The sequence below is a fragment of the Bacillus sp. FJAT-42315 genome, assembly GCF_002797375.1.
In the GTDB taxonomy this organism is placed as follows: Bacteria; Bacillota; Bacilli; order Bacillales; family Domibacillaceae; genus Bacillus_CE.
Genome location: NZ_KZ454941.1, coordinates 1903343 through 1915280, shown reverse-complemented (window position 1 = coordinate 1915280; position 11938 = coordinate 1903343). Strand labels below are relative to the sequence as shown.

Annotated in this window: 11 protein-coding genes, 3 pseudogenes and 1 riboswitch (1 of these 15 only partly in view); of the genes and pseudogenes, 8 read left to right on the top strand and 6 right to left on the bottom strand. The window is 39.8% G+C overall.

Translation table 11 applies throughout. The features are described from left to right. From CEF22_RS18685 to CEF22_RS09390, 7 genes and pseudogenes are all read left to right on the top strand, one after another. Positions 1 to 1037, top strand: a pseudogene (locus tag CEF22_RS18685) (iron-containing alcohol dehydrogenase); the annotation flags it as partial. 16 nt (positions 1038 to 1053) lie between these two features. Further along, on the top strand, positions 1054 to 2688 hold the full coding sequence (locus tag CEF22_RS09410) for a GAF domain-containing sensor histidine kinase (RefSeq protein ID WP_100402654.1): 1635 nt from the start codon (positions 1054 to 1056) through the stop codon (positions 2686 to 2688). Positions 2689 to 2721: 33 nt separating this feature from the next. After that, the gene (locus CEF22_RS09405) at positions 2722 to 4149 is read left to right on the top strand and encodes a sigma-54-dependent transcriptional regulator (RefSeq protein ID WP_100402653.1); all 1428 of its coding nucleotides are present in this window, start codon (positions 2722 to 2724) and stop codon (positions 4147 to 4149) included. A gap of 23 nt (positions 4150 to 4172) precedes the next feature. Beyond that, the gene (locus tag CEF22_RS18850; RefSeq protein WP_232726220.1) at positions 4173 to 4316 is read left to right on the top strand and encodes a hypothetical protein; all 144 of its coding nucleotides are present in this window, start codon (positions 4173 to 4175) and stop codon (positions 4314 to 4316) included. Next, positions 4297 to 4539, top strand: a pseudogene (locus tag CEF22_RS09400) (GNAT family N-acetyltransferase); the annotation flags it as partial. The gene CEF22_RS18850 and the pseudogene CEF22_RS09400, both read left to right, overlap by 20 nt. Before the next feature lie 183 nt (positions 4540 to 4722). Continuing rightward, positions 4723 to 4958 (top strand): annotated as a pseudogene (locus CEF22_RS09395) (hypothetical protein). A 94-nt stretch (positions 4959 to 5052) separates the two neighbouring features. Further along, positions 5053 to 5778: a DUF4386 domain-containing protein gene (locus tag CEF22_RS09390; protein WP_100402652.1), complete on the top strand. Its 726-nt coding sequence runs from the start codon at positions 5053 to 5055 to the stop codon at positions 5776 to 5778. Here CEF22_RS09390 and CEF22_RS09385 read toward each other — a convergent pair. Then, entirely contained in the window at positions 5759 to 6343 is a 585-nt protein-coding gene (locus CEF22_RS09385) for a Crp/Fnr family transcriptional regulator (RefSeq protein ID WP_100402651.1), read from the bottom strand. The two genes, CEF22_RS09390 and CEF22_RS09385, sit on opposite strands and share 20 nt — an antisense overlap. A gap of 292 nt (positions 6344 to 6635) precedes the next feature. Between CEF22_RS09385 and CEF22_RS18845 the strand changes: the two genes are divergently transcribed. Beyond that, positions 6636 to 6905, top strand: a complete 270-nt coding sequence (locus CEF22_RS18845) for an SDR family NAD(P)-dependent oxidoreductase (RefSeq protein ID WP_232726092.1) — start codon at positions 6636 to 6638, stop codon at positions 6903 to 6905. Between the two features lie 406 nt (positions 6906 to 7311). On the opposite strand, the gene CEF22_RS09375 is transcribed toward CEF22_RS18845, so the two are convergent. The 5 genes from CEF22_RS09375 to CEF22_RS09355 all read right to left on the bottom strand — a co-directional run bounded on the left by CEF22_RS09375 (position 7312) and on the right by CEF22_RS09355 (position 11631). Continuing rightward, positions 7312 to 7650 (bottom strand): DUF4870 domain-containing protein, encoded by a 339-nt coding sequence (locus tag CEF22_RS09375; protein WP_100402650.1) that lies wholly within the window; start codon positions 7648 to 7650, stop codon positions 7312 to 7314. A 94-nt stretch (positions 7651 to 7744) separates the two neighbouring features. Beyond that, a complete protein-coding gene (locus CEF22_RS09370; RefSeq protein ID WP_100402649.1) occupies positions 7745 to 8731 on the bottom strand; it encodes an ABC transporter substrate-binding protein in 987 nt (328 codons plus the stop codon). A gap of 14 nt (positions 8732 to 8745) precedes the next feature. After that, positions 8746 to 9783, bottom strand: coding sequence for a methyltransferase domain-containing protein (locus CEF22_RS09365; protein WP_100402648.1), 1038 nt, complete (start codon positions 9781 to 9783; stop codon positions 8746 to 8748). After that, a complete protein-coding gene (locus CEF22_RS09360; protein WP_100402647.1) occupies positions 9783 to 10580 on the bottom strand; it encodes an ABC transporter ATP-binding protein in 798 nt (265 codons plus the stop codon). Before CEF22_RS09360 ends, CEF22_RS09365 begins: the two co-directional genes overlap by 1 nt. A gap of 1 nt (position 10581) precedes the next feature. Then, positions 10582 to 11631, bottom strand: coding sequence for a FecCD family ABC transporter permease (locus CEF22_RS09355; protein WP_269799396.1), 1050 nt, complete (start codon positions 11629 to 11631; stop codon positions 10582 to 10584). Positions 11632 to 11834: 203 nt separating this feature from the next. Beyond that, positions 11835 to 11938, bottom strand: a riboswitch (cobalamin riboswitch) (it continues 82 nt past the right edge of the window).

The window sequence follows — 11938 nt, the reverse complement described above, 5'->3', positions numbered from 1 at the left end:
TGAGGGTGTCATTCAAGCAGGATGGCTAGAAATTGTGATCAAAAGCTGTGTTGATGCTGGTTTGAGCTATGCATGTTATCAAGATATTACCATTAATCCGAAAGACTTTGAAGCAGAAAAAGGAGCAAATGTTTATATAAATAACGAATGTGACGCTCTTATTGGCGTCGGTGGTGGAAGTGTCATTGATGTGGCAAAAGCCGTTGCCATCTTAGCTTCAAATGGAGGAACCATTTCCGATTATGAAGGAGTCGACCGCATCGAACTTCCCCTTCCACCGCTTGTGATGGTGCCAACGACTGCAGGGTCCGGCTCGGAAGTATCTCAATTTTTTTGTAATTGTTGATTCAAAAAGGGAAAAAAAAATGACGATCGTTTCTAAGTCGCTAGTGCCGGATATCGCCTTGATCGACCCTGAAACATTAACAACGAAAAATGCTAAATTAACTGCCTCTACTGGACTTGATGTGTTGACACATGCAATTGAATCATTTGTTAGTTTAGCGGCGACGCCATTGACCGATGTACAAGCAAAAAATGCGATGATGCTTGTCGCTGAATATTTACGCCCTTCTGTTGCATCCCAATACAATAAAGAAGCAAAAGAAAAAATGGCGATGGCTAGTTTGCAGGCGGGGCTTGCTTTTTCCAATGCGATTTTAGGAGCGGTACATGCAATGTCCCATGCGATTGGCGGGAAATACCCGATGCTCCATGGCGATGTGAACTCCGTCTTACTTCCATATGTGATGGAATTTAACTTCCTGGCCGCTCCGAAAAAATTTATGGAAATCGCTCAATTATTAGGTGAAGACACTCGGGGGTTGTCACCTGAAGAAGCAGGAAGAAAAGCGATTGCTCATGTGAAACAGCTCTCTTTAGATATTGGCGCCCCTCAACGTTTGTCGGATATGGGATTTGAAGAGTCAGCCATTGAAACGACGGCCGAAGTCGCTCTACAAGATGCTTGTATGATTACGAACCCTCGGGACATTCATGCGAAACAAGTCGAGGAATTGTTAAGAAAAGGGTTTTAGGGAGGACACCTTGAACATGAACAGAAAAGAAATGATCGACTTATTGACAGGCGTTCAGTCCTCGAAAAAAAGCTATTATACCGAACTGAAAAAAACTGTAAATGAACTACAAAAGAAAAATATGCAGCTTGAGATTATTAACGATGTGACGAAGAGCTTTAATATCGATATGTCGATGGATGAGATGTTAAAGCATATTATGGATAAGCTGCAAACGATCTTTCCTATCAAACGAGTCAGCCTGTCATTATATAACGGCAATGACTTAGTGTTATCTAACGTGTACCCTGCTGATTCCGTTGTATTATCACCCAATAGCATTTTACCAAAAAGCGATTCACTTTATTGGTTAGCACTAAAAAGCGGTCAACCTTGCTATTACGAAATAGGCAACAGAGGCGGTACTTATTTTGAAGAAGAAGCCTTGTCTTTGTTACAAGTCGGTAGTGTTTGGGTATTCCCCTTAATTAGCAAAGGCAATATTATTGGCGTTTTAACTTTGGGAGGAAAAGAAAAAGGCTGGAATGAATCATCAGATCAAAGGTTTTTCGAACAACTTTCTGACCAAATTGCGGTTTGTATTGAAAATGCGCGACTTTATAATGAAGTGCTCAGTAGTCATCAACAATGGGAAGAAACGTTCCGCGCAGTATCAGACGTCATTTTTGTTGTTGATTTAACAGGGCGGATTTTACAATACAATCAATCGGCTAAGCAATTCTTTCAAGAAAAACCGTTCAAACAACACTCCATTGAAGAGCTATTGTTTCCATTAACGGAAAATAATTTTTTCAAACAATGTATGGAAAGCGAGACTCCCATCGATGGTGAATTAATTTTACATGAAAAAGTCATGGTATGCTCTTGCTTTCCCGTTTTCAATGACTCTGGCGACCTCTACGCCGTGATCATTTATTTGAAGGATTTTACCGAAAAACGGCGCTTTGAAGCGCAACTACTCCATTCAGGAAAACTAGCGGCTCTTGGCGAGATGGCCGCTGGAGTGGCTCATGAATTAAACAATCCGTTAACCGCTATTTTAGGCAATGCTCAGTTGTTGTTGCGAAAGCAATCTGAAAATGATCGAACGTATCACCTATTAACGGATATTCATCAATGCGGAATTCGCTGCCGAAACATTATTCGTAGCTTACTTACATTTTCAAGGCAGGATGAATTTCTGTTTGAACAATGCTCGGTTAATGAAGCGGTCGAACAAGCGTTAAGTCTTGTCGGCAATCAAATTCGAAAAGAAAATATTTATATTCAAACGGGGCTACAACAAGATTTACCGTTCATTGAAGGTAGTGTTCAACAAATTGGACAAATCGTCTTAAACCTTTTAATTAACGCGAAAGATGCATTGTCAGAGATAGAAGACGAAAAAAGGATTCTCATTGAAACGAAGTCAGCGGAACACGAAGGAAAACAGTGGATATCATTGATGGTCGACGATAACGGCTGTGGCATAGATCCAGCGCGAACAAACGAAATATTCAGTCCTTTTTTTACGACGAAATCAGCGATCCATGGTACAGGCCTTGGCTTATCTGTTAGCCTTGGCATTGCGGAAACCCATGGTGGGACATTGACGGTCACTAGTGAACCTGGAGTTGGCAGTCGTTTTCAACTGTTGCTTCCATGTACATAATCCCTTCTCATCTTTAGAAAAGCAGGTGAAACGATGGCACAAATCTTAATTATTGATGACGAAATAGAAGTAGGCCGCTTTCTCACTCATTTATTTGAGGACAAAGGGCATGAAGTCACTCATGGAGTGAGCGGTAAAGAATTTGATCAATTGATCACTGATCGACGTTTTGATCTAGCTTTCATTGATGTTCGTTTGCCCGATCGAAATGGATTGGATATTTTACGTACATTAAAAGCGAATCAGCCTCATTGTCAATCCGTCATTATGACCGGATATAGCACCGTCAAAATGGCGGTCGAAGCGATTCAAATTGGGGCGAGTGATTTTATTGAGAAGCCGTTTGAGGATATCGAGGACATTGAGCGGCTAGCTGAGCAATTAATCGACACTCAGCTTCCCTCCTCTCATCAAGATGCCCTATATATCGCAAACGAGCTAAACTGCTTTATCGGAAATAATTCGCAAATGAGACAGTTATTTATGCTCGCTTATAAGTTCGCACAAAAAAATATGACCGTACTCATTCAAGGAGAAACCGGCACTGGGAAAGAAGTGCTTGCTCATTTTATCCATGAAGCTAGCAAGCGAGCGAAGGAACACTTTGTTGGCATTAACTGTGGAGCCATTTCCGAGCATTTATTAGAAAGCGAATTATTCGGCCATACGAAAGGTGCCTTTACAGGAGCATTAAAGGATCGTAAAGGTTATTTTGAACTCGCCTCCAAAGGGACTTTATTTCTTGATGAAATTGGTGAGGCCTCTTCTTCCGTCCAAGTGAAGTTATTGCGTGTATTAGAAACAGGGGAATATATGAAAGTCGGAAGCGAAGTGACCGAGCGCACCCATACTCGCTTAATTGCGGCAACACATGTCGATTTACATGAAGCGGTCAAAGAAAAAAGATTCCGAGAAGACTTGCTCTATCGGCTAGACGTCATTAAATTGACGATTCCTCCACTAAGAGAAAGGATCGATGACCTCCCTAAGTTTATTGATTTTTATTTCACACAAGCGAAAGTCCCCCTCCATTTTTCCAAAGAAGCAATGGCCATCCTTTGTGACTATGACTGGCCGGGAAATGTCCGAGAGCTTGTAAATGTTCTCAAACGAACGATCGCCTTAGCGGACGGAGAAATGACGATCATTCCACCAGAACTGCTTCCTGAAAAATTACTTTGCCGCCCGGTAGCTGCTTCTACTTCTATACCACTGCCGACACCAAGCTTTGAAAACTATGTAGAAACTTGGCAGCAACAGCTATTGGACGCTTGGAACAGCCCGCAAGAAATGAAGCTTGATGAAATCCAGCAGAAAATTAAGCAGTTAGAAAGCGAAGCCATGAAAGCCTTTATTACGAAATCACTAAAGGACACACTCGGCAATCGAAAGGAAGCGGCGAAACGACTAGGGATCAGTACGAGACAGTTAAGGTATTTGTTGAATGAGAGGAAGAAATAAATGGAAAGAAAGGAGGTTAAAAGATGGATATTGCCCTTGATCATTTAATTGGTAACAAAATTTGCATCATCCCTATGAGCAAAGAGCATATTCGAGGTTTATATGATATTTGTACAAGTAATGGAATTTGGGATCACCTGCCACAAACTATTGCGCTATTGTTTTGAAGTCTTGAATTTGATTCGAGTTCAATTTAAAACCGACGAACGAAATATCCGTTCTCAAAAAGCGATTGAACGAATAGGAGGAGTAAAAGAAGGTATATTAAGAAATCACATGATACGTAAAGATGGAACATTCCGAGATTCCGTTTTTTACAGTATTATTGACAGTGAGTGGCCTTTAGTGAAAAAAAGGCTAGAAATAATGCTAGCTGAAGGAGATCAATAAATCACGATCTTATTTTAAGTTCTTGTGCTAATAAATGGTGCGAAGACGAATCCTCTCAAAAATCATTAAAACTGACTTTTGAGAGGTCCTTTCTGATAATGGAATGATGATGACAGATTCAATCTTCAGCCTTAATAAAGAGATTTCCCTCTCGAAATGACAAATGAAGGAGCTCATAAAAATATGCCGATCATTAAACATGAGATTTATATTGAAGCACCCATCAATGTTTGTTTTGATCTTGCCAGAAACGTAGAGGTGCACACAGAAACAACAGCTAAAACGCAGGAACGATCATGAAAGACACCTTCAATTATAAATCTCCTCTTGGCGTTCTTGGAAAAATAGCGGATAAACTATTTTTAGAAAAATATATGAGACATTTTATTATCCATCGTGCAAAAGAATTAAAAAAATAGCAGAAAAATAATTTTCACTCTTGATTTAAGTCAATGACCCGACATAACCTTCCTATTAACATGAAAGTAACAATAAAATATAGGGGGTTATACTATGGAAAGCTCAACAAAAGAACGATCGAACCAGCGAAAATATGCCCTGACTGCTGGCATATCACTTGTCATTATGACACTTGCTGCCTTTTTTTCTTATGGCTTTGCTCATGAAAGCCTCGTTGTGCCAGGCGATGCCGAGGCCACATTTCACAACATCACATCCTCAACTACCCTTTTCAAAGCCGAAATCATCGGTTGGATCATCATCCTGATCAGTGACATTGTGGTCGCCTGGGCATTCTATCTTTTCATAAAGCCTATTCACCAAAGCCTTTCATTGCTCGGTGCGTGGCTCCGTCTTACCTATGCAACGATATTAGGAATGGCCATACTGAACTTGATCTTTGTGTTGCTTCTCACGATCAACACAGACTATTTATCATTATTGAAAACGGATCAACTCCAAGCACTTATCATGCTGTTTTTACAAGCATTTGAATCTATTTGGTCTATTGGTTTGATCATTTTTGGTGGGCATCTCATGATTGTCGGCTATTTAGCTTTCAAATCAGAAAACATCCCTAAAGTTATCAGCATTTTATTGTTAGTTGCTTCAATAGGCTATATTGTCATTCACCTGGGCAAAGCGTTTCTTCCACAATACGATGAGGTCATTTCAATACTTAATCTTGTATTTATTGTACCGATGATTGCGGGGGAACTAGGCTTTGGAATATGGCTACTGTTCAGAGGAGGAAAACTCTCTAAAGATACCCTTTATTGATCCGCTTCTTGATTCTACTTAATGACTCAGGAGTAATACCAAGATAACTCGCCAGCTGATGTTGAGGTACACGGTCGATTAAATAAGGTCGTTTCTGCAATAATGATTTATAGCGTTCTTCAGGTGTAGATGCGATAAATGAAGCTAATTCATCTTGTACCTCACCAAGTTTTTCCTCAATCATTTTGCGTGTCATCGTTTCTAATTGTGTATATTTGTTATACATGTCCTTTTCAACATCAAGGTCACCAACAACCAATATACAGTCTTCTAAACAAGTGAAAGAATACGCCGATGGCTGGTCTTGCTTATGGTGATTGAAATTGGCAATGGCTTGTTCTTCTGTGTAGAAATTAGATGTGACCTCTTTTCCAGCTTCATCTACAGAATACTGCCTAACACAGCCCTTCAATACGAAATAACATTTAGTCGGAACATCTCCTTGTCTAAGGAGCACTGTTCCTTTTTTATATTCTTCTATACATAGCTCTTTAACGATTGCCTGTTGTTCCTCCTCACTAAGCGTTGTCAGTTGAGTCATATACTTCATTAATATTTTTTTCATTTTGCTTGCTGCTCACCCACCTTGAATTAAAGAGACTGAATCCATACTATTAGAAGCCCACTCTCACTTATTTTCATTCTAACAATCTGTATCTAATTTTTAGTCTAGCATCATATTAATTGCTTATTCAACTAACAAAAGAGATAAAAGGACCATAGGAAATTACATAGTAATTGTCGAATTGAAAAGTATGCTTCATCGTCAAACTGATTAAAGGACCAAATATTGTGGAAAAACAGGAGGTTCGCAATGAAAGATAAAATCGTTATAATTACTGGCGCAAATTCGGGGATTGGACATCCTGATACATAATGCCGCCTATTTAAATCATGGAGAAAAAGAGTATAAACTTAGTCCTGAGCATATCGAATTGTCTTTTGCTACTAACACATTTGGTCCTTTTTTGATGACTCGTTTGTTGGTAGATCACCTCGCAAAATCATCGGACCCGAGAATCCTTCATGCTTGCACGACAAACATTAAACATTTCTTCGACCCAAAGCCGATAACTATTTTCACATTTGTACTTCGGATGAATTTAACAATATTACCGGCCAACTGATCAACCATAAGAGAGAGATTGTTCAACCATCAACAACTGAAAAAGGCTTCGCTCAATTGACAAACCTATTTGGTTCAAGTAGCTACCCTAAATACGCGGCAAACCCTCAAAATATTGAACAAATATGGAGGTTGAGCACTTTATTGACTGAAAACTAGATGAAAGGAATGAATTCTAAATTGAATCAATCAAATGAGCAAAGTAGATTTGAAAGTAGATTCACAGAAAATTTATTGTGTCATGGTCACCTGCTTCAATAGGTGCTGAAAAACTATGTATTAGGAAGTCTATTTTCATACACAATGAAGAAGATAAACCCCCAGAATGCCGTAAAATCAACATTTTGGGGGTTTAAATTTGAATACTTATTAGTCGACATAGGGCTTTTTAGACAATCCCCTTAAGATCAACGAATAATTCTAATGACAAATGGAATTTGATATCTTTTTCCTTCGTAAGCTCGAATAGCCGCAATAATTGTGAAAATCACTACAAGTATACCTAATATCCATAGAAACAAGGCACCAATTAAAATAATCACTAAAATAGAACTGATGAAGACATAAATTCCGTATGAAATAAGAAAGTTAAAATATTCTTTCCCATGGTAGTCCACAAATGATGACTCGTCTTTTTTAATGAGCCAAATCACTAACGGACCGATAAAAACTGTAAATAAGCTTGAGACATAAATCGCTGCCGCTAAAAGTCTTTCATCATTAGATGGCGTGTTTAAACCTTCCATTTTTATCCTCTCCTATTACTAAAATAATTTCACCTACTATTATGTACGTATGAGAGAGGATAATGTTTCAGATTATTTTACTAATCTTTTTCTGTTAAAATTTCTCTGGATAAAAAGCCTTAGCTAGCGTTTCAATGGCCGTTGGACCTCTAACACCTTCCGCTCCCGCCGATAATGGCAAAGTGACGAAACGTTTGTTTTTAATGGCTTCGACGTCCTTTAATGCAGGATGTCTTAATAAAAACTCTTTTTTCTGGTCGACCGTTGTATCACCATAGTCAATGATGACAATGATTTCTGGGTTGCGGTTGACTACTTCTTCCCAAGAAGCGGTTGCCCAGCCTTTTTCAATATCGTTAAAAATATTTGAGCCCCCGGCTAACGTAATCAGCTCATTTAAGAAATTTTGGCCAGCCGTAGTCGGTTCTTTTTCTCCACCATCATAAACGAATACACTGATAGGATCTTCCACGTCTTTCACCTTTTCATGAACGGCAGTCATTCCTTCTTTCATGTTTTGAACTAACGTTTCCGCTCGATCTTCTACTCTAAAAATGCGTCCAATGTTTAAAATGTCTGTAAATACATCGTCCATCGTCGGACCTGACATACTCGAAGATTGTTGTGAATAAGATTTGACGCCGAATTGTTCAAGCTGTTCTACTGTTCCTAACGCCTTGTCTGTAAAGGCGCTTTGCCAACCAGCATACGCGAAATCTGGTTCTACCCCTAAAAATACTTCTTGGCTCGGGTATTGATCAGATAGCACTTTGATGTTCTCATAAGCTTCTTTATACTCTGGCAAAATTTCGTCATCTAAATAGGCCGTACCTACCATCGAATCTTCTAAACCGAGAGCAAGCATAATTTCCGTTGTGTGTTGATTTAACGTTACAGCTCGTTTAGGTGCTTCTTCAAAGGTCAGCGTTCTGTACATATTTTCAATCGTAACTGGCTCGGCTGCTTCGGTATTCTTGTCAGCCGGTTTCTCTGTCGGTGATGCGGATTGGTTACATGCTGTTGTGATTAATAACAATAAAGCGACCATACTTGTAAATATACTTTGCTTTAACTTTTTCATTTTTTTCTCTCCTTTTATCCTTGTTTTTTGGCAATAATCGTCCAATATTCAACGGGAGCTGCATGTTTTTCTTCGACTATCCCGCTGAATGGATATCCTCCATTGCTCCAAACACTCTCTTTAAACTCATGAACATCTTCTTGTGAGTTTTCATCTGTTTTTAATAAAGGATAAGACGATTGCCATCCTTGTATATGATGGAGTTGATAATTATTCACCATCTTCACCACCTTAAATCCTTGGCTCTCTAATAAAAGCGCCGCTTCTTTAGGGAGCATAAGGCTTAGCTCGCGATCCACTCGATATCGCTCTTTGCTTTGACGTTGAACAAACTTTTCAAAGGTGGCTTCATAGCGATAAATTTGTCTCGTCAAAGAGGTTTCTCCTTGAACATCTACGTGTATTTCTTGCTGATTCATTAATTTTTTTCGGTGACGAAACGTCCACTCTTTGCTTATGGGCGGTAAAATAATGTCCACAGCTATCCTTCCGTCTTGCTTTAAATGGCTATGTATTCTTTGTAAAATAGCCACTTGCTCACTCATGATAGTAAAATGCTGAAGTATCCCATCAGGCAAAATAATATGTGGAAAGGTTTGATTAAGCTCTAGCTGCTGAACATCCATTTCGATCAATTTAAGTAAATTAGGCTGATGTTTAAGAAGAGCTTTCGCTTTTTTGTTAGCGATCTTTAACATGTCACCACTATGATCGATGCCAGTTACCGGTATCCCTTTTCGGCAAAGTTCAACAGCGATTCGCCCTGTACCAACCCCTATTTCTAACACTTGTTGCTGAGGGTCACCATTTGCAAGGAAGTCGCAATAAAAGGAGATCCCTGACTTCCCTGCAAATTGATCGTAATAATTCGCTTCCATGCTTTCGTAAACAGCAGTTGGCTCTTTCAGATGTCTTTCCCCTTGCAACCCGCATCTATTACACAAGCTGCCAGCCAACTCATGTAAGGATGTCCCTTTAGGAACGCCATTTTTTGTATCTCCCGCCCATTCATCGTAAATAAATCCGCATACTTGACAAGTGGTGATTGACATTAAATCACCTCTCTTTCCGACTGCTTGATCATCTCTTCAGACAAATAAGTAATATGGATTTTGTTCGTCAACGGATGAACGATAATATCGGCTTCCACTCGAAAAACTTCCTTGAGCATGTCTGTTGTCAGCACTTCAGATGGTGCACCCGATGTAATGATTTCGCCGTTCTCAATGACATAGATGCAATCGCAATAAGCAGCTGCTAAATTCAAATCATGCAAAGCGGCGAAGACCGTCATATTGAGCTTACGAACAAGATCTAGTATTTGGAGTTGATGATGAATATCTAAATGATTCGTCGGTTCGTCTAATACTAGCACTTGTGCTTCTTGAGCGAGTGCACGAGCGATCATCACTCTTTGTTTCTCTCCCCCTGATAAGGAGGTGAACGGTGTATGAATGAAATTCGTCATTCCCACCTTTTGAAGACAATGATCAATCACTTGATGGTCTTTTTTTGAATCCGCTTCCAGAAATTTTTTATGTGGAGAGCGGCCCATCGAGACAATTTCAGCTACGGTAAAATCAAATAACGACGGTGTTTCTTGACTAACAACCGCTAATTTTTGGGCAACATTTCGCGAGGAAAGCTTGAAAATATTTTCGTCATCTAGTGTGATCATTCCCGCATCAGGCTTGAGCACGCGGTAGATGTTTTTCAAAAGGGTTGATTTGCCGCTTCCGTTCGGCCCAATGAGACCAACAAACTCTCCTGAAGCAATATCCACATGAACGTTTTTCAGTAGTGGTTTCTTTTCAATACTTGAGCTTATATTTTGTACAGAGATGTTCACCTTATTTCTCCCCTCCAAAAGCGTAGTGGCTTCTTCTTAACATCCATAGAAAGAATGGCCCACCACAAAGTGCTGTCACAATCCCAATCGGCATTTCTTCAGGAGAAATCACTTGTTTGGCAAATATATCGGCCCACACTAAGAAGATCGCCCCGACTAAAGCGCTGATCGGTAACACTTTGCGATGATCCGATCCGACCATTAAGCGAACAATGTGAGGCACCATTAAGCCAAGAAAGCCAATGGAACCACATACAGATACGAGCACACCTGTCATTAAAGCAGTAGTGACAACCAATATTTTTCTAAATGTTTCGACATTCACTCCTAATGTAACCGCTGCATCTTCCCCCATTAACAAAATGTTCAACGCCCGATATTGAGACCATAAAAAAAGAAATCCTAAACAGATGACGAGTGCGGGTATAGGAATATACTCCCACTTAGCTCCAGCGAGACTTCCCATCATCCAAAACATCGCGTTTCTTATTCCTTCTTCTTGGGGCGCTGATATCACAATAAAGCTAGTGATCGCAGAAAGAACCATAGAAATAGCGATCCCCGCTAATAACAGCCTCACTGTTGAAATCTTTCCGCCCACTTGAGCTAGAAAATAAACGAGAATGATAGAAAGTAAGGAGCCGATAAAGGCCGACATCGTTAACGCATACTGACCAAATATAGAAAAGGCTCCAAATATAATCACTAACGTAGCACCAACCGATGCCCCAGAAGATACACCTAATATGTACGGGTCGGCTAATGAATTGCGCACAAGCGCTTGAACGGCTGTTCCGATGATCGCTAAGCCGGCACCGGCAATGACACCTAATAGTACTCTCGGAAATCTTAAATTCCAGATAATATTTTCTTGAGCGGCTGACCAATCCCTCGTAATAACCCCTTCAAGAGAAAAGGTTTTTGACAGAGCAATCTTCCATACTGTCAGCGGATGAATCGATACAGGCCCTACCATAACCGCGATCGTAATAGAAACAACAAGAACACTAATTAAAAAAAAAAGAAAAAGCGACAACTTATAATTGACGATAGGTTTCTTTCTTTTTTCGATGGAAACTGTTTGTACTTGCTTGATCGGTGATTCCCCCTTCACATCATGTCATATATTTTTTTGACAAATAAAAAGAGCATTTAAACCCGGAGAGTTTAAATGCTCACAAAAAGATTGTCTATGCATAAAGCTAGCATAACGATCACATTTTCCGTCAACATCCCCTATATCCCGTAGGTTATTTCGTGTTCATTAAACGGGCAGGTCTCCTGACTTGTCTTCTACACTTCCTGAGCCTTCCCGTTATTCACAGTGGCATGTTTCAGGTTGCTCTGACTTACAGTGG